The 21,806-nt window shown below is 59.3% G+C and carries 24 protein-coding genes; 14 read left to right on the top strand and 10 right to left on the bottom strand.

Features of this window, described 5'->3' with window-relative positions:
• Positions 1 to 2 precede the first annotated feature (2 nt).
• Genes rfaC through ADK28_RS18185 form a run of 4 tightly spaced genes read left to right on the top strand, consistent with a single transcriptional unit; the run spans position 3 to position 4,375 of the window.
• Positions 3 to 968: a lipopolysaccharide heptosyltransferase RfaC gene (rfaC, locus tag ADK28_RS18170; RefSeq protein WP_048796313.1), complete on the top strand. Its 966-nt coding sequence runs from the start codon at positions 3 to 5 to the stop codon at positions 966 to 968.
• Positions 965 to 2,131, top strand: a complete 1,167-nt coding sequence (locus tag ADK28_RS18175; protein ID WP_048796314.1) for a glycosyltransferase — start codon at positions 965 to 967, stop codon at positions 2,129 to 2,131. The genes rfaC and ADK28_RS18175 overlap by 4 nt, the downstream gene beginning before the upstream one ends.
• Before the next feature lie 28 nt (positions 2,132 to 2,159).
• Positions 2,160 to 3,401, top strand: coding sequence for an O-antigen ligase family protein (locus tag ADK28_RS18180; RefSeq protein WP_048796315.1), 1,242 nt, complete (start codon positions 2,160 to 2,162; stop codon positions 3,399 to 3,401).
• Positions 3,398 to 4,375: a glycosyltransferase gene (locus ADK28_RS18185; protein WP_048796316.1), complete on the top strand. Its 978-nt coding sequence runs from the start codon at positions 3,398 to 3,400 to the stop codon at positions 4,373 to 4,375. Before ADK28_RS18180 ends, ADK28_RS18185 begins: the two co-directional genes overlap by 4 nt.
• A gap of 36 nt (positions 4,376 to 4,411) precedes the next feature.
• Here the strand turns inward: ADK28_RS18185 and ADK28_RS18190 are convergent, their stop codons facing one another.
• Together ADK28_RS18190 and ADK28_RS18195 are read right to left on the bottom strand one after the other, a co-directional pair.
• Positions 4,412 to 5,506, bottom strand: coding sequence for a glycosyltransferase family 9 protein (locus ADK28_RS18190; RefSeq protein ID WP_025304689.1), 1,095 nt, complete (start codon positions 5,504 to 5,506; stop codon positions 4,412 to 4,414).
• A gap of 8 nt (positions 5,507 to 5,514) precedes the next feature.
• Positions 5,515 to 6,471 carry a polysaccharide deacetylase family protein gene (locus tag ADK28_RS18195; protein ID WP_048796317.1) on the bottom strand — a complete coding sequence of 319 codons (957 nt, stop codon included), beginning with the start codon at positions 6,469 to 6,471 and terminating at the stop codon, positions 5,515 to 5,517.
• A gap of 210 nt (positions 6,472 to 6,681) precedes the next feature.
• On the opposite strand from ADK28_RS18195, the gene rfaQ reads away from it, so the two are divergent.
• The 3 genes from rfaQ to ADK28_RS18210 are packed head-to-tail and all read left to right on the top strand — an operon-like array spanning position 6,682 to position 9,991.
• Positions 6,682 to 7,764, top strand: a complete 1,083-nt coding sequence (gene rfaQ / locus ADK28_RS18200) for a putative lipopolysaccharide heptosyltransferase III (protein WP_033639129.1) — start codon at positions 6,682 to 6,684, stop codon at positions 7,762 to 7,764.
• Positions 7,761 to 8,888 carry a glycosyltransferase family 4 protein gene (locus ADK28_RS18205; RefSeq protein ID WP_048796318.1) on the top strand — a complete coding sequence of 376 codons (1,128 nt, stop codon included), beginning with the start codon at positions 7,761 to 7,763 and terminating at the stop codon, positions 8,886 to 8,888. Before rfaQ ends, ADK28_RS18205 begins: the two co-directional genes overlap by 4 nt.
• 2 nt (positions 8,889 to 8,890) lie before the next feature.
• Positions 8,891 to 9,991 (top strand): glycosyltransferase, encoded by a 1,101-nt coding sequence (locus tag ADK28_RS18210; protein ID WP_048796319.1) that lies wholly within the window; start codon positions 8,891 to 8,893, stop codon positions 9,989 to 9,991.
• Positions 9,992 to 10,035: 44 nt separating this feature from the next.
• On the opposite strand, the gene ADK28_RS18215 is transcribed toward ADK28_RS18210, so the two are convergent.
• Positions 10,036 to 11,049: a glycosyltransferase family 9 protein gene (locus tag ADK28_RS18215; protein ID WP_033639127.1), complete on the bottom strand. Its 1,014-nt coding sequence runs from the start codon at positions 11,047 to 11,049 to the stop codon at positions 10,036 to 10,038.
• Between the two features lie 125 nt (positions 11,050 to 11,174).
• Here ADK28_RS18215 and waaA point away from each other — a divergent pair, with 125 nt between their 5' ends.
• Genes waaA through coaD form a run of 3 tightly spaced genes read left to right on the top strand, consistent with a single transcriptional unit; the run spans position 11,175 to position 13,715 of the window.
• Positions 11,175 to 12,452 (top strand): lipid IV(A) 3-deoxy-D-manno-octulosonic acid transferase, encoded by a 1,278-nt coding sequence (gene waaA / locus ADK28_RS18220; protein WP_016929685.1) that lies wholly within the window; start codon positions 11,175 to 11,177, stop codon positions 12,450 to 12,452.
• Positions 12,453 to 13,226: a glycosyltransferase family 2 protein gene (locus tag ADK28_RS18225; protein WP_016929684.1), complete on the top strand. Its 774-nt coding sequence runs from the start codon at positions 12,453 to 12,455 to the stop codon at positions 13,224 to 13,226.
• Between the two features lie 3 nt (positions 13,227 to 13,229).
• Positions 13,230 to 13,715 carry a pantetheine-phosphate adenylyltransferase gene (gene coaD, locus ADK28_RS18230; RefSeq protein ID WP_004931181.1) on the top strand — a complete coding sequence of 162 codons (486 nt, stop codon included), beginning with the start codon at positions 13,230 to 13,232 and terminating at the stop codon, positions 13,713 to 13,715.
• Between the two features lie 3 nt (positions 13,716 to 13,718).
• Here coaD and mutM read toward each other — a convergent pair whose 3' ends face one another.
• From mutM to radC, 4 genes are all read right to left on the bottom strand, one after another.
• Positions 13,719 to 14,534, bottom strand: coding sequence for a bifunctional DNA-formamidopyrimidine glycosylase/DNA-(apurinic or apyrimidinic site) lyase (mutM, locus tag ADK28_RS18235; RefSeq protein WP_048796320.1), 816 nt, complete (start codon positions 14,532 to 14,534; stop codon positions 13,719 to 13,721).
• Between the two features lie 81 nt (positions 14,535 to 14,615).
• Positions 14,616 to 14,783 (bottom strand): 50S ribosomal protein L33, encoded by a 168-nt coding sequence (rpmG, locus tag ADK28_RS18240; protein ID WP_002442576.1) that lies wholly within the window; start codon positions 14,781 to 14,783, stop codon positions 14,616 to 14,618.
• An 11-nt stretch (positions 14,784 to 14,794) separates the two neighbouring features.
• Positions 14,795 to 15,031: a 50S ribosomal protein L28 gene (rpmB, locus tag ADK28_RS30290; RefSeq protein ID WP_004931195.1), complete on the bottom strand. Its 237-nt coding sequence runs from the start codon at positions 15,029 to 15,031 to the stop codon at positions 14,795 to 14,797.
• A 262-nt stretch (positions 15,032 to 15,293) separates the two neighbouring features.
• A complete protein-coding gene (gene radC / locus ADK28_RS18245) occupies positions 15,294 to 15,977 on the bottom strand; it encodes a RadC family protein (protein ID WP_016929682.1) in 684 nt (227 codons plus the stop codon).
• Between the two features lie 183 nt (positions 15,978 to 16,160).
• Here radC and coaBC point away from each other — a divergent pair, with 183 nt between their 5' ends.
• The 3 genes from coaBC (at position 16,161) to slmA (ending at position 18,661) form a co-directional block, all read left to right on the top strand.
• Positions 16,161 to 17,378, top strand: a complete 1,218-nt coding sequence (gene coaBC / locus ADK28_RS18250; protein WP_033641334.1) for a bifunctional phosphopantothenoylcysteine decarboxylase/phosphopantothenate--cysteine ligase CoaBC — start codon at positions 16,161 to 16,163, stop codon at positions 17,376 to 17,378.
• Entirely contained in the window at positions 17,356 to 17,814 is a 459-nt protein-coding gene (dut, locus tag ADK28_RS18255) for a dUTP diphosphatase (protein WP_016929680.1), read from the top strand. The genes coaBC and dut overlap by 23 nt, the downstream gene beginning before the upstream one ends.
• Positions 17,815 to 18,064: 250 nt before the next feature.
• Positions 18,065 to 18,661, top strand: coding sequence for a nucleoid occlusion factor SlmA (slmA, locus tag ADK28_RS18260; RefSeq protein WP_025304700.1), 597 nt, complete (start codon positions 18,065 to 18,067; stop codon positions 18,659 to 18,661).
• A gap of 31 nt (positions 18,662 to 18,692) precedes the next feature.
• Here the strand turns inward: slmA and pyrE are convergent, their stop codons facing one another.
• Both pyrE and rph read right to left on the bottom strand, forming a co-directional pair.
• Entirely contained in the window at positions 18,693 to 19,334 is a 642-nt protein-coding gene (pyrE, locus tag ADK28_RS18265) for an orotate phosphoribosyltransferase (RefSeq protein ID WP_004931204.1), read from the bottom strand.
• Between the two features lie 96 nt (positions 19,335 to 19,430).
• Positions 19,431 to 20,147 carry a ribonuclease PH gene (gene rph / locus ADK28_RS18270; protein WP_025160305.1) on the bottom strand — a complete coding sequence of 239 codons (717 nt, stop codon included), beginning with the start codon at positions 20,145 to 20,147 and terminating at the stop codon, positions 19,431 to 19,433.
• Positions 20,148 to 20,273: 126 nt separating this feature from the next.
• Here rph and ADK28_RS18275 point away from each other — a divergent pair, with 126 nt between their 5' ends.
• Positions 20,274 to 21,137 (top strand): YicC/YloC family endoribonuclease, encoded by an 864-nt coding sequence (locus ADK28_RS18275; RefSeq protein ID WP_015379441.1) that lies wholly within the window; start codon positions 20,274 to 20,276, stop codon positions 21,135 to 21,137.
• Between the two features lie 55 nt (positions 21,138 to 21,192).
• Here ADK28_RS18275 and ADK28_RS18280 read toward each other — a convergent pair whose 3' ends face one another.
• Positions 21,193 to 21,582, bottom strand: coding sequence for a hypothetical protein (locus ADK28_RS18280; protein WP_048796321.1), 390 nt, complete (start codon positions 21,580 to 21,582; stop codon positions 21,193 to 21,195).
• Between the last annotated feature and the right edge of the window lie 224 nt (positions 21,583 to 21,806).

Genomic DNA, 21,806 nt, shown 5'->3' on the forward strand with positions numbered 1-21,806 from the left:
TCATGCAGGTGTTAATTGTAAAAACCTCCTCGATGGGGGACGTGCTGCATACACTGCCCGCCCTGACCGACGCGCTGCAGGCCATTCCCGATATTCGCTTCGACTGGGTGGTGGAAGAAGGCTTCAGCCAAATCCCCACCTGGCACCCGGCGGTAGATCGCGTGATCTCGGTGGCCATTCGCCGCTGGCGAAAAAATTGGTTCGGCAACGACACTCGGCAACAGCGCTGCGACTTCAAACGCGCGCTGCAAGAACGCCGTTACGACGTGGTGATCGACGCGCAGGGCCTGATCAAAAGCGCCGCGCTAATCACGCGCATCGCCAAAGGCGACAAACATGGCCCGGACTGCAAGAGCGCGCGCGAACCGTTCGCCAGCTGGTTCTACAATGTGCGCCATGAGATAGACAAGCAGCAGCACGCGGTGGAGCGCACGCGCGAACTGTTCGCCAAAAGCCTTGGCTACGACAAGCCAGGCAGCTACGGCGATTACGCCATCGCCGCACGCTTTCTCAGCCGCCCGCCGGCCGATGCCGGGCAGTATTTGGTGTTTTTGCACGCGACAACCCGTGACGACAAGCATTGGCCGGAGCAAAACTGGCGTGAGCTGATCTCACTGACGGCGGACAGCGGGCTGAAGATCAAACTGCCGTGGGGCGCAGAGCATGAACATCAGCGCGCGCTGCGCTTGGCGGAAGGTTTTTCACATGTCGAAGTGCTGCCGAAGCTCAGCCTGCAGCAGGTGGCCGAGGTGCTGGCCGGCGCCAGGGGCGTGGTCTCGGTCGACACCGGGCTCAGCCATTTGACCGCCGCGCTCGACAAACCGAACATCACGCTGTTCGGGCCGACCGATCCCGGTCTGATCGGCGGCTACGGGCAAAATCAGCACTCGCTGATTTCGCCGGAAAAAAGCATGGCGACAATTGACGCCGATACGGCATGGCAGGCGTTGCAAAAGGTTATAGCATGAAAAAACTGCATATTATCAACCTGGGTAAAATGGGCGGCGTCGAGCGCCTGTTTCTGCAGTACATCAACGATACCACCGACGGCAGCAACCAGGTCTTGTGCATCAGCGGCGACATTGGCGAAGAGATCCGCCGCCAGTTGCCTGCGCATCAGCCCGTCACCTTCGCCAACCGCCTGATCAATGCGCTGCCGCTGCGCTGCCCGCAGTTCCTGCGCAAATTTTTGCTGAAGTGGAAAATCGAGCGGGCCAACGCCGACGTGGTGATCGTCTGGGACCTGGTGCCGGGGCTGGCGGCCAAACCCAAGCGCGGCAAGCTGGTTTACTACGATCACGGCTGCTCTTGGCGTTACCCCAAGAATAAAAAGACGCTGCGTTTCTTCGCCATGCTGGACGGCGTCATTTCCGCCTCACACGCGTCGAAGCGGGTGATGGAGCTGCGCTTTAATCTGCCTTGCCCCAATCACGTGGTGATCAACCGCATCAAGACGCCGGCGGGGATCGACGCCGCGCCGAAAACGCTGTCGCAGCCGGTCAGGATCGGCACGGCCTCACGCCTGGTCAGCCTGAAAGGCATCAGCGTTTCATTATTGATGATGCAGGAACTGCTGCGGCGCGGGCATGACGTCACGCTGGAAGTGGCCGGCAAAGGGCCGGATCGCGCGGCGTTCGAGGCGCTGGCGGATCGGCTTCAGCTCGGCGATCGCGTCACTTTCAGCGGTTATCAGGATGACGTCGCCGGCTTCTTCAATCGCACGCACATCTACATGAGCACGCCGATCACCGAGCCGTTCGGCTTGTCCTGCATGGAATCGCTCTATTTCGGCGTGCCGGTCATCTTCCCGCAGGTCGACGGCCAGCCGGAAGCGGTGAAAGACGAGGTCTGCGGCATTGGCCTGACGCCGTCGGTCACCATCGAACAGCACCGGCAGCTCACCGATATCGAGGTCGACTTCCCGCATGAGGTCTACGATCCGTTGACCGATAGCCTGGTGGCGCCCAAGCTGCTGTCGCATATCGACTGTGCGGATGCCGTTGAGAAATTGCTGGAGCGCGAAGCCTACCAGACTCTGAGCCGAAATGCGCAGCGCTATCCTGCGGAACATTTCAACTATGCTCAGTTCAAAGTTGAATTCGACGACACGCTGCGATCCTTTATCGCTTAATTGAAACGTGAGCCGGAAAACACGCCCGATGCTAAAATACAGAACGCCGCACCCTGCCTTCAGCTATCTGATCTATCTGGGGTGCGCCATCGCTTTTTGCACCATCCCTTTCGGTTCCGCGACCGGACGCAATCTGTTTTACGTTTCCAGCTACATCGCCTTTATCGCCGTTTGCCTATACCCGCGCTACTACTTCAGCAACGTTAGAAATCTGCTGCTGCCCGCGTTGATGTTCAGCGTAGGCATGGGAACCATCCTCTGGATGCATCACTTCAAACAGCCGGGTGACTACATCAATATTTATCGCTCTTATATGTCGACCGGCAAACTGCAGCTCGCGACCGCTTTCATCTTGCTGATTGCGCTCAATGAGCGGTTGTGCGTGCAGCGCCTGTTGATCGTTGTGGCTCTCGTCACCGGTCTGGCGATCAACGGTTATTCCCTCTATCAAGGGCTGCGTCTGGATATCCCGCGCGTAGAGCTCAACTTCGATCGCGCCACGGTCGCCGCCTACCTGATGACCGCCATCGATCTGGTCATGATGCAAGCCATCCTGATGCTGCGCACCCGCTACCGTCTGTTGTTGTACATTGCGGCATTCCTGCTGTCCTTCTCTGCGCTGGTGCTCACCGGCACCCGCGCGGCGATGCTGGTCTACCCGGTGGCGATTTGTCTGTCGCTGCTGGCCACCAAGCAACTGGTTTCCAGAAAACACAAACTCGCGTTGATGGCCTCGGTACCGCTGCTGCTCGTAGCCTGCGGCCTGGTGTTTAAACCGCAGATAGAAGAACGCATTCAGGCCTTTGAGACCGATATGCGTCTGATGGATCAGCCACAGACTGAAAACTCGATCATTTCACGGCTGTCGATGCAAACGCTGGCATGGCGTACCGGCTCACAAGCCCCCTGGGGCCAATCCGCCGAACAGCGCGGCGAAGAGATCCGTGCGATGGTCGCACAGCAACCTCGCCTGTCTGGCGTTATGCCCTATATCAACGTCCACCTGCACAACGAGCTGCTGGAAACCTACTCGCTCAAGGGCGTCTGGGGCGTACTGCTGCTGCTGGCGCTCTATGTCTGCCTGTTCTTCTCTTCGTTCCGGCCGCAGCGCAACGCGCTGTTGCTGAGCGTGAGCGCCAGCCTGTTCGTTTACGGGCTGAGCGACGTCATCTTCTTCAGCACGGAAGGCACCGCCATGTTCTGTCTGGCGCTGATCGCTGGGGTGCTCTCCGTGGCGAGACAGCCTTCCGCACAGGAGCAGGCCGCGTGAACATTCAGCCACCGCTGCTCAGCGTTATCGTGCCGTTTTATAATAACGAAGCGTTCGTCATCGCTGCGCTGGATTCGTTATTTACGCAGATTTCTGATGATATTGAGGTGGTGATCATCGACGATGGCTCTACCGATGCGTCGGGGGCGCTGGTCAGCCGGTATCTGGCGCAGCGGCAGCATCCGCAGGTGGCTTTTATTTCTCAGGCCAACGGCGGTATTGCGCACGCCCGCAATGTCGGCATGCAGCAAGCCACCGGGCGCTACGTCACCTTTCTCGACGGCGACGATCTGCTAAGCGACGACTATCTGGCGATCCTGCATCCCCTGCTGATCGCCGGTGAGTATGACCTGATCGATTTTAATTATCAGAAGTTCACCGAACAACCGCCGAAATCCGAGAACCGCGCGACGCAGCCCGTAGCCTACGACTTTTCATCGTTGGGGCTGAGCTGCCTGCAACCGCTGTTCGCGCGCTCAATGTGGCATCTCTGGAGCCGGGTATATAAACGCACGCTGCTGGCAGGGGAAGCGTTCGAAGACGGCAGGCGCTATGAAGACGTGATTTTCACGCCTTTTCAGTATTTCAAAACTCGCCGTATCGCCCATCTTGAGTGCGAACTCTACTTCTATCGGGATAACAACCAGGGCATCACCCGCAATATCAAACCCAAAGATATTGACGATCTGTTGTTCGCTATGGAGAAAATGCTGCGCTTTGTGGCGCAACATCCTGGGGATGAGCCGCTGCGCCGGTTGGCCGCCCTGATGCTGGCCAACTGCTTTTCCGAGGTGAAAAGCATGTCGAAGGCGGTGTACGGGTATTATCATTACGCGCCGGCAACGCTGCACATTCTGCGCCGCGCCGCCGCTGTCTGCCGCAACAGCGACGTGCCGGGCAAAAAAGTCCGTCAGATGCGCTATGCGCGAGTGGATACCTTGCTTTCTAAGCTGCGCGGGCGCAGGCCGCGCTAACCGCATCGGCCTCGCGGCCGATGCGTCGCCGCACCTTTAGCGCGCTAAAGGCACGTGCGCGACCAGTTCGTCATAAATCCGCTGCGGTTGAATAACCCCCATCGGGCTTTCTGCCTCCAGCGGCATCGTATAGCCGGTACGCGACACCTGAATGATGCGGTGCAGTTCAGGATCCTGAATCGGCCCGGTGGAGCGTGAATCGGCGGTCACGAACAGGCTGATGGTTTTCACCTTCAACGCCACCGCCAGATGCAGCGGCCCGGTGTCGCCGGTGACCAGAACATGGAAACTGTCGAGCAACGTCAGCAAGCCTTGCAGCCCCGTTTTGCCGATCTGGTTATCCACGCAGGCCTGCGTTTGCGGGCCGATCAGGCTCATAAACTGTTTGGCCTTGCCGTCATCAAACGGTGCGCCAATCAGCACGATGCGTACATTGGGGTGCTTCGCCACCAGCTCATCGGCCAGCCGCGCATAGTGTGAAACCGGCCAGCAACGCGACTCCGTCGATGCCCCCAATTGAAACCCGATGGTGGGGTGGTCGCTGCTTTTGACGCCGCGCTGATAATCCACGGGAATTTCCATCGTCGGATCGTCGCTGCGGCAACCTAAAATGGAAATCAGCTCCAGCTTGCGGCGCACGAAGTGGCCGTAATAATGGAAGACATAGTTGGTCAGCCAAGGCTCCAGCCCGCAAATGCCCGAGCTGTAGTTATCGCGGATAATGTACTTCGCCCCGGCCAGTACGGCGCTGATGATGTCATAAGGCAGATGGGAGTGCAGGATCAGCGCCAAATCCGGCTGATGTTCGCGCAGCGATTTCAGCAACGGGCGTATCGTCTTGATCTTGCTGTCCCAATACACCACGCGATCGTAATAGCGGCCGTTTTCCACCAGCTCGCGGTTTTTCTTGTGCACCACCAGCGTGATGTGCGCGTTGGGGTAGCGTTCCCGCATCGCCCTCAATGCCGGCGTGTTGAACATGAAGTCGCCCAACGCCGTGGTGGAATAGATGACGATATTGTCAAACTGCTGGGCGCCGTCGAACGTCGCCTTGTCCTGAAAACGGCCGTATTTCGCCGTATAGCGCCGCAAGAACCAGTCGGCAACCTTGATTTTCCATTTCTTCGACATGTGCGTGCTTAGTTCGCTTTAAGTTGATAATACTCGGCCAGCGTCATGCCCACCGTGCGCTGCTGCAGCCAGTCAAACAGCTGCTCCAGATCGCGGTACAGCCCTTCGATATCCTGCTCGGTTTTGAACGTCGGGCTGCCGCCCGGCATAAATTCGGAGGAGTGCAGCATGAATTCAACGTAGTCATGCCCCTGCGCCAGCGATGCCTCAGCCACGCTGAGCATCTTAGCCACGTTGCCGCCACTCGGCCGCAGCCAGTTGACGGACGGCGAACGCCGCTTGCCGCGCAGCCGATCATAGCCCTGCTTGAACGCATTCATCAGCGCCGAATGCTTGTACTGGATGCTCATCGGCACTTCCAGCAGCGCCGAAGCGCCCGGCTTGGCGATGTTCTGCGGATCGATGAAATAGGCCTGCGACGGGAACCGGCTGTAATCGGTACCGCCGTTGCCCTGCGGGTTACCCGGCGAAAACTGCCAGTTGACCCGCGGCGTCACCGAGCAGTCCACCTGATAGCCGTATTCCAGCAGCAGTGAGGCATAGTATTCGTTGAACGCCCAACGACCGGCGCGATGGCTAAGCATTTTGGTCTGGAAGGCATCTTCCAGCAGCTTGGTCATGTGATCGACCTTGGCGCGGATCTGATCGGCGGGATACTCGATCAAATAAGGCTTGTGGCGCCAGTCATCGTCGGTCAGCGGCGTCAACGGCGGGCTGTTCCAGGCGTGCAGGTGCATGCCGACCTCGCCGGCGTCGCGGGCGATCACGTCGCGCGCGAACTCGACGTAAGCCGGGTCCATCGCCATTTCATAGTTGGTGAGATAAACCGGTTTGAAGGCGTATTTCTCGCACAGCGCCTGAAAGCGCGGCAAGAAACGCGTGTTTTCGGTCGCGATGCGATCGTGGTTTTGCCACAGATTATCGCCTTCGGTATCAATGGTGATGAGAAACGCCGGTTTAGTCATGAATATCGAGCCTGATATCAACAGAATGCACTATGTTACGCAGGCCGTTTCGCCAGGGCAAACGACTTTGCTGCCTGGTTTGGACAACGTTGAAGCGCATTCGTCCCCGGCTCGGCGATTTTTTTGCGGCCCGGCAAGAAAACCGTGCAACAGTAGCCACATGCGATCGGGTCATTTAGAATCAAAGATTGGTTTCCCAGAAAGCGACTCATGATGAACGACGCGCCAGCACTAACTTCCGCCCCATCCGTACAGCGTATTTTGATCATAAAACTGCGCCATCACGGCGATATGCTGCTGGTCACGCCGGTCATCAGCAGCCTGCGGCAAAACTACCCGCAGGCGCAGATTGATGTGCTGCTGTATCAGGAAACACAAGAGATGCTGGCCAGTAATCCGGAACTGTCGACGCTGTTCGCCATCGACCGCCAATGGAAAAAACAGGGCGCCCGCGCGCATCTGGGGCACGAACTGGCGCTGCTACGCCGCCTGAAGGCGCAGCGCTACGATCTGGTGGTCAATCTGGCCGATCAGTGGCGCAGCGCCATCATCACGCGCCTGACCGGCGCGCGCATCCGTTTGGGCTTCGATTTCCCCAAACGCCGCGGCTTCCTGTGGCGCCATTGCCATACGCAGCTGGTGCCGGTCGACAATCACGCCCACCTGCATACCGTCGAACAGAATCTTTCGCTGCTGGCGCCGCTGAACCTGCCCGCGCTCAATGAACATGTGACCATGAGTTACGATCCGCAGGATTGGCAAACCTGTGAGCAACGGTTGCAGAAACAGGGCGTCGCCGGCGGTTATATTGTGGTGCAGCCCACCTCGCGCTGGTTCTTCAAATGCTGGAGCGAAGAGAAAATGGCCGCCACCCTCACCGCCTTGCAGGCCGACGGACACCAGTTGGTGATCACCTCCGGCCCCGACGCCAGAGAAAAAGCCATGGTCGAGCGCATTTTGGCGCTCTGCCCGCCGCAGGGCGTAATCTCGTTGGCCGGCCAGCTGACGCTGCGCCAACTGGCCGCCCTGATCGACCACGCCAAATTGTTTATCGGCGTGGATTCAGTGCCTATGCACATGGCCGCCGCGCTGCAAACGCCGTGCGTGGCGCTGTTCGGCCCTTCCAAGCTGACTTTCTGGCGGCCGTGGCAAGCTACCGGCGCCGTGATCTGGGCCGGCGACTTCGGCGAACTGCCCGATCCGGACGCCATCGATACCGGCACCGACGAACGGTATCTCGACCTTATTCCTACAGACGCGGTGATTGCAGCCGCGCGGAGCACGCTGGCATGAAAGCATTTCGTTTGGCGATCGTTCGCCAAAAATACCGCCCGGACGGCGGAGCCGAACGTTTCGTTTCCCGCGCCCTGGAAGCGCTGGAACAACAGGATCTCGATCTGAACGTCATCACCCGCGAATGGCAAGGTGACGCCAATCCCAACTGGCACATTCACCTGTGCAATCCGTTAAAGCTCGGCCGCATCAGCCGCGAACGGGGCTTCGCCGTGGCGGCCAGGGCGCTGTGGCAGAAAGAGCGCTTCGATCTGGTGCAAAGCCACGAACGCATTCCCGGCTGCGACATCTACCGCGCCGGCGACGGCGTACACCGCCGCTGGCTGCTGCAACGCGCGCGTCTGCTGCCGGAGTGGCGCCGCAAGTGGCTGTTCTCCAACCGCTATCACCGCTATGTGATGTGCGCCGAACGCGCCATGTACGCCGCGCCCGAGCTGAAAGCCGTCATCTGCAACGCCGAGATGATCAAGCAGGAAATCATCGCCGACTTTGGCGTGCCCGCCGACAAGATCACGGTGATCTATAACGCCATCGACAATCAAAAATTCCCGCCCGCCGACGAGGCCCAGCGTCAACGTCTGCGCGAGCAATATCAGATCCCGCAACAGGCGCACTGCCTGGTCTTCGTCGGCTCCGGTTTCGAGCGCAAAGGGCTGGCCGCCGCCATCCGCGCCGTGGCGGTGACCGACAGCCACCTCCTGGTGGTCGGCAAAGACAAGGCCGAAAAACGCTACCGGGCGCTGGCGCAGTCACTAGGCTGCGGCGATCGCATTCACTTTATGGGCGTGCAGAAACAGACCTTGCCGTTCTATCAGGCCGCGGATGCGCTGCTGCTGCCGACGCTGTACGATCCATTCCCGAATGTGATTCTGGAAGCCATGTCCTGCGGCCTGCCGGTTATCACCAGCACCACCTGCGGCGGCGCCGAGTTTATCACCCCGGGCCAGAACGGCTTCGTGACCGACGCGCTCGACGTGCCGGCCATCACGGAAGCCATTCGGGCGCTGCCGCGCCAGGCGCTGGGATCCTCCATGGGCGAAGCGGCAAGATTGCGCATTATGACGGCTACGCCGGCGCATCTGTCCGAACAGCTCATTTCCCTCTATAACCGGTTACTGGATTAGCTATGCGTATTCTGATGATCATCGATGGCCTGCCGGGAGGCGGCGCGGAAAAAGTGGTGCTGACCCTGTGTCAGGGCATGCAGCAACAGGGGCATGACGTCAGTCTGATCTCGCTGCGTGACGTCTGCAATTACCCTATCCCGTCAGGCATTGATTATCAGGTGGTGGCCGATCGCAGCCGTGCCCCCTGGCGCAAGCTGACCGAGCTGCCGCGCCGCGCCGCCGCGCTGGATCGGGCGATAGCCGAACACGAGCGCCAACGCGGCGCGTTCGATCTGGTGTTCTCCAACCTGCACAAAACCGATCGCATCGTCAGCCGCAGCAAGCGGCTGGCTTCGGATCGCCTGTGGTTCTGCATTCACGGCATTCTCTCCACCTCCTACCTCGGCCACCGCAAAGGCCTGGATCGCTGGCTGAAGCAACGCAAAATCGCCAACGTTTACCAGGGGAGAAATATCGTCGCCGTTTCACAGGCGGTCGGCGACGATCTGCAGCGGAACTTGCCGATCCGCCCGCGCCGCCTGGCGGTCATCAACAATCCGTTCGACATCGACGCCATCCGGCAACAGGCGGCGGCGCCTTGCGAACTGGCCGGCCAGGACTATCTGGTGCACGTCGGCCGCTTTCACGCCACCAAGCGGCATGACCGCCTGCTGAAAGCCTATGCGCTCTCCGGCATTCAGGCGCCGCTGGCCTTGATCGGCACCGGGGATGACGCCCGCTTCGCCGAGGTCAAGCGTCTGGCGGCAGACTTGGGCATCGCAGAGCGCGTGCTGTTCCTCGGTTTCCAGACCAATCCCTATCCGTTTATCCGCCATGCCTCGCTGTTGGTGCTCAGCTCCGATAGCGAAGGGTTTGGCAATGTGCTGGTAGAATCGCTGTTGTGCGACACGCCGGTGGTCAGCACCCGCTGTCCGGGCGGCCCTGCGGAAATTCTGGAAAAAGCCGGCATGGCTAACGCGTTGGCGGAATTAAACGAAGCGTCGCTGGCAGAAAAAATGGCGGAAATTTACGCCAACCCGCCACAGATAAATCAACAGCAATTGCTGAGCTACGGGCTTGAGCCTATTTGCCATCAATATATTGAGCTGAAAGAAAAATAATAAAAAAATAAATAAGGCAGGGGATGCCTGCCTTATTTTCTTCGTTAGTTGAGCGCCTGCATTTTCTGCCAAACCTCATCGACAGAAACATCTTCACAGTGCCCCGACCCGCTCTGCAAAATATGATGACGGCCGGTCCATGGATGCCAGGACGTTTTATCGGTATCGCCAAAGAACACCACCATGTCCTTATTCAACGCAGCGGCAAGATGCATCTGCCCACCGTCGCTGCACAGCACCCGGTCGCATAAATCAAACCCGCCCAACAGCTCGCGCACCGACGCCGTCGGATAAAGCGCGACGCGTTCGTTTTGGCACAGCGCCAGCAGCTGTTCGGCGCGCTGCTGATCGCCGACGTCATCCGGCGCCAGCGTGCCCTGCGGCGACCAAAAGATCAGCACGCCGGTGTGGGGATCGGCGGTCAGACGGTTGATGATTTCGGCATAGCGTTCAACCGGCCAGCGTCTTTTCGGGCTGCGGCTGCTGATATGCACGGCGCATACCCGTTCGACCGACGGCAGACGTTCCTGCAGCCGCTGCGCCGCCAATTGCCGCTCTTCAGGCGTCAGGAATACCCGCACCGGCGGGATCGGAATGGATTGATCGGTGATCGCCGATAAATAGCTGTAGGTGTGTTCGACCTGATGGAGGCCGCGGAAATCGTCCTTGCGGAACGGGCGATGAATATCTTTCGTGCCCAGATCGGCGCCGATGATATGGGTGGCGCCGGCCATTTTCGCTAAACGCAGGCTGTATTTGCATGGCACCGGGTTGGCCAGAATGACCGCATCGAACTTTATTTTGCGCAGCTTCAGGAAGATCATCAGACGTTCGAAATAAACGCCCAACGTCGTTTCATTTTTCGCCTTGTGTTTGGCCTTTTTATAGACAAAGACTTTCTCGAGATGAGGGTTGTTTTTAACAACGTCCTGGCTGACTTTATTGATCAGCAGATAAACTTTTGCGTCTGGATAGGCAATTTTCACCCCTTCAATCAGAGGCGTGGTGCAAACAAGATCGCCGATGTTGTCGCGGCGAATAATTAAAATATTCTTCATTCCGAGCCTATCGGCGAAATCGCTCGCCGGTTGTCTGAAACTGACACCCAAGGTTACCAAATTAGCGCCTTTCCCTTCCAGTTATGGTACTATTCCGAATAACCCATATAAATGAAATTGATAGAATGTTGCTGCGTTTATATCAGGTACTACTCTACCTCATCCAACCCCTGATCTGGCTCCGCTTACTGCTGCGCAGCCGCAAAGCTCCAGCCTACCGTAAACGCTGGGCGGAACGCTATGGCTTCTGCGCCGGGAAAGTCGTGCCGGGCGGCATCATGCTGCATTCCGTCTCCGTCGGCGAAACGCTGGCGGCCATCCCGCTGGTGCGGGCGCTGCGCCATCGTTACCCCGCTTTGCCGATAACTGTGACCACAATGACCCCGACAGGTTCAGAACGCGTCCAGTCCGCTTTCGGCAAAGACGTGCATCATGTCTATCTGCCCTACGATCTGCCCGGTTCCATGAACCGCTTCCTCGACCAGGTGAATCCCAAGCTGGTGATCATCATGGAAACCGAGCTGTGGCCTAACCTGATCAACGCGCTGCATCAGCGGCAAATCCCCCTGGTGATCGCCAATGCGCGCCTGTCGGCCCGCTCCGCCGCCGGCTATAAGAAAATTGGCGGATTCATGCGCGATATGCTGCGCCGCATTACGCTGATCGCCGCACAGAACCAGGAAGACGGCGATCGGTTTATCGAACTGGGCCTGAAACGCTCGCAGCTGGCCGTAACCGGCAGCCTGAAATTCGATATCTCCGTCACCCCGGAACTGGCCGCCCGCGCCGTTACGCTGCGCCGCCAATGGGCGCCGCGCCGCCCGGTGTGGATCGCCACCAGCACCCATGACGGTGAAGAAACCATCCTGCTGGAAGCGCACCGCAAGCTGCTGGAAAAACACCCCGACCTGCTGCTGATCCTGGTGCCGCGTCACCCGGAACGCTTCCCGACCGCCAAGGAGCTGGTGCAGAAAGCCGGCTTCAGCTACACCCTGCGCAGCAGCGGCGAAATCCCGTCTGGCAGCACCCAAGTGGTGATCGGCGATACCATGGGCGAACTGATGCTGCTGTACGGCATCGCCGATCTGGCCTTTGTCGGCGGCAGCCTGGTGGAACGCGGCGGGCACAACCCGCTGGAAGCCGCCGCGCACGCCATCCCGGTGCTGATGGGCCCGCATACCTTCAACTTTAAAGACATCTGCGCCAAGCTCTCGCAGGCCGAAGGCCTGATCACCGTGGCCGACGTGGATTCGCTGGTGAAGGAAGTGGAAACCCTGTTGACTGACGAAGATTACCGTCGCTACTACGGCCGCCATGCGGTGGAAGTGCTGTATCAGAATCAGGGAGCGTTGCAGCGCCTGCTGCAGCTGCTTGAACCACATCTGCCGCCCCGGAGCCACTGAATGAGCAGCCGCAAAAGCCTGTCGGTGGTGATGATCGCCAAAAACGAAGCCGGGCTGTTGCCGGACTGTCTGCGCTCGGTCGAGTGGGCCGATGAAATCATCGTGCTGGACTCCGGCAGCGAGGACGACAGCGTCGCCGTCGCCGAAAGCCTGGGCGCCAAAGTCTTCACGCACACCGACTGGCAAGGATTCGGCAAGCAGCGTCAGCTGGCGCAAAGCTACGCCAGCCATGACTACGTTTTGATGATCGACGCCGACGAACGCGTCACGCCCGAACTGCGGCAATCCATCGAACGGGTGTTGAACGCACCGGACGACGGCGCCGTCTACAGCTGTGCGCGGCGCAACCTGTTCCTTGGCCGCTTCATGCGCCACAGCGGCTGGTATCCCGACCGCGTCAACCGCCTGTACGCCAACCCACGCTATCGCTATAACGACGATCTGGTGCACGAGTCGCTGAACATCGGCGACGCCAAAGTCATCCCCCTCAGCGGCGATATGCTGCACCTGACCTGCCGCGACTTCTTCGCCTTCCAGCGCAAACAGCTGCGCTATGCCGAAGAGTGGGCCACACAGCGTCATCGAGCCGGCAAGCGTTGCGGCTATCTGTCTATCCTGACCCACACGCTCGGCGCCTTCGTCAAAACCTGGCTGCTGCGCGCCGGCTTCCTGGATGGCAAACAGGGGTTGCTGTTGGCGGTGGTCAACGCGCAATATACCTTCAATAAATATGCCGCATTATGGGCATTGGGCCGCAACTACTCAGAGAAGTGAATCATGACCAGCAAAGCCATCTATCCCGGGACGTTCGATCCCATGACCAACGGCCACCTGGATTTAGTGACGCGCGCGTCGCTGATGTTCGATCACGTGATTCTGGCCATCGCCGCCAGCCCAAGCAAAAAGCCGCTGTTTAGCCTGGATGAGCGCGTGGCGTTGGCGACGCAGGTCACCTCGCATCTGGACAATGTGGAAGTACTGGGCTTCAGCGAGCTGATGGCGCATTTTGCCGCTCACCAGAATGCCAACATCCTGGTGCGCGGCCTGCGTGCGGTGTCTGACTTTGAATACGAACTGCAGCTGGCGAACATGAACCGCCATTTGATGCCGACGCTGGAAAGCGTGTTCCTGATGCCTTCCGAAGAGTGGTCGTTCATCTCCTCCTCACTGGTGAAGGAGGTCGCGCGTCACGGCGGCGATATTGCGCCTTTCCTGCCTGATGTGGTGACGCAAGCGCTGATGGCGAAGCTCGCCGCCGAGTGATGCTCAGCGCTGGCAGCGCCGGCAAAAGAAGGTGCTGCGCTGCCCGTGCTTGGCGGATTCGATCGGCGTGCCGCACGCGCGGCAAGGTTCTCCCGCCCGCCCGTAAACCTGCAACTCCTGCGCGAAATACCCCGGTTTGCCGTCCGACTGCAAAAAGTCGCGCAATGTCGTGCCACCCTGCTCGATAGAGCGCTGCAACACCGCCTTGATGGTCTTCGCCAGCAGTTCCGCTTCGGCTTTGCTCAACGATCCCGCCGGACGATCGGGCAGGATCCCGGCGCTGAACAGCGATTCGCTGGCGTAAATGTTACCGACGCCGACCACCAGCTTGTTATCCATCAGCCACGGTTTGATCAGCGTGCGCTTATTGCGTGATTTTTCATACAGGTAGTCGCCGTTGAACGCTTCGCTCAGCGGTTCCGGCCCCAGATGCGCCAACACGCTGCTGGTCGCCAGGTCTTCGCACCACAGCCAGGCGCCGAAACGGCGCGGATCGGTATAGCGCAGGATCATGCCGTTGCTGATCACCAGATCGACGTGGTCGTGTTTGCCGGCCTCGTCTTCGTTTTCCTCGTGCAGCATGCGCAGGCTGCCCGACATGCCCAGGTGCACGATAATCCAACCGTTCTCCAGCTCGATCAGCAGGTATTTGGCCCGGCGCTGCACGCTGAGCACCGGCCGATCGCTCAGCGTCAGGATCTGTTCGGAAACCGGCCAGCGCAGGCGCGCGTTGCGCACCACCGCATACTGAATGCTGTGGCCGACAAGATAAGGCTCTATACCGCGTCTGCTCGTCTCAACTTCCGGTAATTCAGGCATCTGGCTTCCCCTCCGACGTTTTCTACCCTTTATAAAACAAAAAACCCGGCCAAGGCCGGGTTTTTCATTAATCCACTAAAATTATTTAATTTTAGCTTCTTTGTATACTACGTGCTGACGGACAACTGGATCGAATTTCTTCAGTTCCAATTTTTCCGGCTTAGTACGCTTGTTCTTCGTGGTGGTATAGAAGTGACCAGTACCAGCAGAAGAAACCAGCTTGATCTTCTCGCGAACACCTTTAGCCATGATTCAGTTCCTTAATACTTCTCACCACGGGCACGCAGATCGGCCAGAACCGTCTCAATACCCTTCTTATCGATAACACGCATACCTTTAGCAGATACACGCAGAGTTACAAAGCGCTTCTCAGCCTCAACCCAAAAACGGTGTGAGTGCAGGTTAGGCAGAAAACGGCGTTTGGTCGCGTTCATTGCGTGGGAACGGTTGTTACCGCTCACCGGGCGCTTGCCAGTAACTTGGCAGACTCGGGACATGTCTATTCTCCAAAAATCAAATCAGCTCGAGCTTCGTATAGGGTATGGCCGCCTCGTCAGGCTTTTAGAGCCCATCTCAGCAAACTTCATACTGAGGAGACTCTCGTCATCAGGTAGAAACCACACATCAGGTCAGAAACCTGCTGAGATAGGCTCTTGCGCCAAACCCAAGATTCTCAAAGGTGGCGTAGTATACGCTCTGAAGCGTAAGTGCTCAAGTCCCGAACAGCTAAAGATCCCACAAGGATCGCGAAAAAATCGCTTAAAGCCATCCGCGCTCGGCAAAAGAGACGCATTCACCCCGACCGATCACCAAATGATCAAGCACTCGGATCTCCAATAACTGACAGGCTTTCACCACCTGTTCCGTTATTAAACGGTCGGCATGACTGGGTTCAGCCTTACCCGAAGGGTGATTATGCGCGAGAATCAGCGCGGCGGCATTAGCCTTCAACGCTTCACGCACAATTTCTCTCGGGTAGACGACGACGCTGCTGATGGTACCAGCAAACATCTCCTGATGGCGAATAACCCGGTGCTGATTGTCTAAAAACAATACCAAAAAGACCTCTCGCTCGCGATGCGCCAGCAGGCTTTGCAGATAATGCTGGGTGACGCGCGGATTGAGCATGGCGTTTTCCTGCGACAAATGGCTGGAAAAGAAGCGCAGCGCCAGCTCGGCAATCGCCTGCAGCTGCGTATAGCTGGCGTCGCCCAGGCCTTTTTGACTGCAAAACGCCTGATGATCGGCCGACATCAGGTGGTAAAGCGAGCCGAACCGGCGCAGCAGCTGCTCCGCCAGCTGCATCACGTGCACGCCGGGCAACCCGGTGCGCAAGAAAATGGCCAACAGCTCCGCGTCGGACAGCGCCGCGGCCCCCTGCATCAACAGCTTTTCACGCGGCGCCAGTGCGCCCGGCCAGCACGCCACAGTCGGGTTGCTCATCGTGTTCCTCCCTGAAAGGGCTACAGCATGCCACGCGCCGCCCGGCGCGTTCGACAGGTGTTTGATAACATTGCGAAGTGTTTCGCAAAGCACAATGTAACGCCCTGCAGCCATTGCGGAATCACTCACCTGAACGGCGGATATGCTAAAATGGCGCATCTTTCGGCTTTCAATCGGACAATGATGATGACGGGACTTTCCGGCAAACATATTGTGCTTGGCATCAGCGGCGGCATCGCCGCCTACAAATGCCCAGAGCTGGTGCGCCGCCTGCGCGACAGGGGCGCAGAAGTGCGCGTGGTGATGACCCACGCCGCCAAGGCGTTCATTACGCCGCTGACGCTGCAGGCCGTTTCCGGCCACCCGGTGTCCGACGATCTGTTGGATCCCGCCGCCGAGGCCGCCATGGGCCACATCGAACTCGGCAAATGGGCGGATCTGGTGATTCTGGCGCCGGCGACCGCCGATCTGCTGGCGCGCGTCGCCGCCGGCATGGCCAACGATCTGCTGACCACCGTCTGCCTGGCGACCGACGCCCCCATCGCCGCCGCCCCCGCCATGAACCAGCAGATGTATCGCGCCGCCGCCACGCAGGCCAACCTGCAAACGCTGCAGGCGCGCGGCATGCTGCTCTGGGGGCCGGACAGCGGCAGCCAGGCCTGCGGCGACGTCGGCCCGGGCCGCATGCTGGATCCGCTGGACATCGTCGAGCTGGCGAACGGTCATTTCTCCGCCCCGCAGGATCTGCAACATTTGCAGGTTATGATCACCGCCGGCCCGACGCGCGAAGCGCTGGATCCGGTGCGTTTCATCAGCAATCACAGCTCCGGCAAAATGGGCTTCGCCATCGCCCGCGCCGCCGCCGCCCGCGGCGCGCAGGTGACGCTGATCGCCGGGCCGGTGAGCCTGCCGACGCCGCCGAGGGTCGCACGCGTGGACGTCACCAGCGCGCTGGAGATGGAACAGGCGGTGCAACAGCGCGCCGCGCAGCAGCAGATTTTCATCTCCTGCGCCGCCGTGGCTGACTACCGTCCCGAGCGGATCGCCGATGAAAAAATAAAAAAACAGGGTGATGAAATCGTCCTCAAGATGGTAAAAAACCCCGATATCGTCGCCGGCGTGGCGGCGATGACCAAAAATCGACCGTTTGTCGTGGGGTTTGCCGCCGAAACCCAGAATGTGGAAGAATACGCGCGGCAAAAACTGGCGCGTAAGAAGCTGGATTTGATTTGCGCTAACGATGTTTCGCTTGCAGAGCACGGGTTCAACAGCGACACCAATGCCCTGCACCTTTTTTGGCAGGATGGAGAAAAGCGCCTGGCGCTGAGCGACAAGGCACTCCTTGGCCAACGTTTAATAGACGAGATAGTCAGCCGTTATGATGAAAAAAATCGACGTTAAGATCCTCGACCCGCGCATCGGTCAGGATTTCCCGCTACCGACCTACGCTACGCCGGGCTCCGCCGGTCTCGACCTGCGCGCCTGTCTGGATAGCGCGGTAGAGCTGGCGCCGGGTGAAACCACGCTGCTGCCTACCGGCCTCGCGATCCACATCGCCGACGCCGGCCTGGCGGCGGTGATCCTGCCGCGCTCAGGCCTGGGCCATAAGCACGGCGTCGTGCTGGGCAACCTGGTCGGCCTGATCGACTCCGATTATCAGGGCCAGCTGATGGTGTCCGTTTGGAACCGCGGCCAGAAGCACTTCACCATCGAGCCGGGCGAACGCATCGCGCAGATGGTCTTCGTGCCGGTGGTGCAGGCCGAATTCAACCTGGTGGAAGAGTTCGACAGCAGCGAACGCGGCGAAGGCGGCTTCGGCCACTCGGGGCGCCACTAAGCGCCACCCAATGCACGAGGGCCGGCAGGGAAACGTCGCCTGAACCTTGCTTTCCGGGGAGAGGGATGTCTCTGCGGCAAGGTTTTACCGCGACAATTGCAGCGCACACCAGGCAGCGCGGAAAAAGGCCGTTAAGGCCGCTGACCCCAGCATCGTAAAAAAGCTATCACATAAGCCGCACAGAGCCTGCTCTGCAGCGGCCGGTGCCCGGGTTTCCGTCAGTTAAGTTTTAGCAAGGGTCTAATCAGACATGGCAGAAAAAGAAAATACGAAAAGGAATAGGCGCGAGGAAATATTGCAGGCGTTAGCCCAGATGCTGGAATCCAGCGACGGCAGCCAACGCATCACCACCGCCAAGCTCGCCGCAAACGTGGGTGTTTCTGAAGCTGCGCTGTACCGGCATTTCCCCAGCAAGACACGGATGTTCGACAGTCTGATCGAGTTTATCGAAGACAGCCTGATCACCCGCATCAACCTGATCTTGCAGGACGAGAAAGAGACGTTCAATCGTCTGCGCCTGATTTTACTGCTGATTCTGGGCTTTGCGGAACGCAACCCGGGGCTGACGCGCATCATGACAGGCCACGCGCTGATGTTTGAACAGGATCGCCTGCAGGGCCGCATCAACCAACTGTTCGAACGCATCGAGGCGCAGCTGCGTCAGGTGCTGAAAGAGCGCAAATTGCGCGAAGGCAAAGGCTTTATCGTCGATGAAACGCTGTTGGCCAGCCAGCTGCTGGCCTTCTGCGAAGGCATGTTGTCGCGCTATGTGCGTTCGGAATTCCGCTATCGCCCCACACAGGAATTCGACGCCCGCTGGCCGCTGTTGGCGGCACAGCTGCAATAACGAACACGCCGGGCATGCCCGGCGTTGTTATTTATACCCCGTACTGCTCGCGGTAAGCGCGCACCGCCGCCAGGTGGTCCGCCATCTCCGGTTTCTCTTCCAGATAGGCGATCAGATCCTTCAGCGTGACGATTGAAATCACCTTGCAGTGATAGTCGCGCTCCACTTCCTGAATGGCGGAGATATCCGCGCGGCCGCGTTCCTGACGGTCGAGGGAGATCAGCACGCCCGCCAGCGAAGCGCCGCTGGCGCCGATGATTTCCATCGATTCGCGGATCGCGGTGCCGGCGGTGATCACATCGTCCACCAGCATCACGCGCCCCTGCAGCGGGCTGCCCACCAGCGAACCGCCTTCGCCGTGCGTCTTGGCCTCCTTGCGGTTAAAGCAGTAAGGCACATCGCGCTCATGGTGTTCCGCCAGCGCCACCGCCGTGGTGGTGGCGATAGGAATGCCTTTATAGGCCGGGCCAAACAGCAGATCGAAATCGATGCCGGAATCCATCAGGGCTTCGGCGTAGAAGCGCCCCAACAGCGCAAGATCGCGCCCGGTATTAAACAGGCCGGCGTTGAAGAAATACGGGCTGGTGCGGCCGGATTTCAGGGTGAACTCGCCGAATTTCAATACCTGCTTGTTAAGCGCGAACTCGATAAACTGGCGCTGATAGGCTTTCATTACTGCTTCTCCTCGTCTGAATCTGCTTGGGTCTTGTCATTACTGCCGCCCGATCGCCGGGCATAAAAAAGGCGACTTCTCAGTCGCCTTGAAAAATCAGTCCGCCAGCGCCGCTTTCTGCGCCTGGAAGATGGTTTCGATGCCCCCTCGGGCCAACGCCAACAGCGCCAACAGCTCATCGTGGCTGAACGGCTCGCCTTCGGCGGTGCCCTGCACTTCAATCATGCGGCCGTCTTCCATCATCACTACGTTCATGTCGGTTTCCGCCGCGGAATCTTCCACATACTCCAGATCGCACAGCGCTTCGCCATTGACGATGCCGACGGAAACCGCCGCCACCATGCCCTTCATCGGATTGGCTTTCAGCTTGCCGTTGGCCACCAGCGTGTTCAGCGCGTCGGCCAGCGCCACGCAGGCGCCGGAGATGGAAGCGGTGCGGGTGCCGCCGTCGGCCTGCAGTACGTCGCAGTCGAGGGTGATGGTGAATTCACCGAGCTTTTTCAGATCCACTGCGGCGCGCAGCGAGCGAGCGATCAGGCGCTGGATCTCCAGCGTGCGGCCACCCTGTTTGCCTTTGGCGGCTTCACGGGCGTTGCGGCTGTGGGTGGAGCGCGGCAGCATGCCGTACTCGGCGGTGATCCAACCTTGCCCCTGGCCTTTCAGGAAGCGCGGAACGCCCTCTTCTACCGTGGCGGTGCACAAGACTTTGGTATCGCCAAACTCAACCAGCACTGAACCTTCAGCGTGTTTGGTATAGTGACGGGTCAGTGTCAGGGGGCGAACTTGCTGTGGTGCTCTGCCTGCAGGACGCATGGGCTCTCTCCGGCTTCAAATCAACTATTGGCTGCGCATTATACGGGCTTCGTGACGTAATGCCTATCCTGCCCGCAGCCGCGACGCTATAATCGCCCCATCTTTTCCTATTACGGGTACGCATCAATGATCCGCAGCATGACCGCCTACGCCCGGCGTGAAATCAAGGGTGAATGGGGCAGCGCAGCCTGGGAGCTGCGTTCCGTTAACCAGCGCTACTTAGAAACCTACATCCGCCTGCCGGAACAATTCCGCAGCCTGGAGCCGGTGATCCGTGAACGTATCCGTGGCCGCCTGACCCGCGGCAAAGTCGAATGCAACCTGCGTTTCGAACTGGATCCAAGCGCGCAAAGCTCGCTGATCCTGAACGAAAAACTGGCCAAACAGCTGGTCGAAGCCGCCAACTGGGTGAAAATGCAGAGCGACGAAGGGGAAATCAACCCGATCGACGTGCTGCGCTGGCCGGGCGTGATGTCCGCGCAGGAGCAGGATCTGGACGCCATCAGCGCCGAGCTGATGCAGGCGCTGGACGGCGCGCTGGATGACTTTATCGTCGCACGCGAAAGCGAAGGCGCCGCACTGAAAACGCTGATCGAACAGCGCCTCGACGGCGTCAGCGCCGAAGTGGTTAAAGTGCGCGCCCAGATGCCGAACATCCTGCAATGGCAGCGCGAGCGCCTGGTCAGCAAGCTGGAAGAGGCGCAGGTGCAGCTGGAAAACACCCGCCTGGAGCAAGAGCTGGTGCTGATGGCGCAGCGCATCGACGTCGCCGAAGAGCTGGATCGTCTGGAAGCGCACGTGAAAGAGACGCACAACATCCTGAAAAAGAAAGAAGCCGTCGGCCGCCGCCTCGACTTTATGATGCAGGAGTTCAACCGCGAATCGAACACCCTGGCCTCCAAGTCGATCAATGCCGACGTCACCGCCTCCGCCATCGAGCTGAAGGTGCTGATCGAGCAGATGCGCGAGCAGATCCAGAACATCGAGTGATCCCGCTCCGCATGCCATCAAGCCCGCGTCAAGCGGGCTTTTTTATGGCTGCAGATCAGCGATAGGCGGCCGCCTGCTCTTCCTCCATCAGCCCCATTTTCTGCAGCTGCACCGCAATGCTCCAGGTTGAGCGCTCAAACTCATCGCTCAGCGCTTCCAGCGTCGCCCCAGCCGCATGGCTCTCGCGCAGCCGCAGCTTTTCCTCTTCCGGCCAGGGGAAGTAGGCATTGGCCGGCCGGCCCTCGGCCAGATTCTTCTGCCGCTTCTCCTCCGGCGTCAGCCGGGCTTTTTTCTGCAGTTCGGATTCGCCGTCGAACTCGCTGGCCAATGCGAACAGCAGCCGGATAGCCTCCGGCGCGCAGGCCGCTGAAGCCGGTTTCAACAGCTCGCCGGTGTCGGGATTAACGCCGTTGGCCAGCGCCCTGAGCAACGTGCCGGTATTCATCGTTCGCCTCCTGGTTTGAGAAAATGCGCGCCAGTCGCGGCGCCTTGCCCAAACATGTTTCTCCGCCTTAGCCGAGAAAACCACGCTTTGCGCCGGGAAAAATCGCCCATTGCGAGCCAGATTCCAGGCGCCTGAACGTGCGGGACGGTGGTTGCATCAGGCTGCGAGCCGGCAGGCATCATGGAAGACAGCCCACTAAGGCACTTCGGGGGCTTATGAAAAAC

This window comes from Serratia sp. 506_PEND (assembly GCF_001076875.1).
Classification (GTDB): Bacteria; Pseudomonadota; Gammaproteobacteria; order Enterobacterales; family Enterobacteriaceae; genus Serratia; species Serratia marcescens.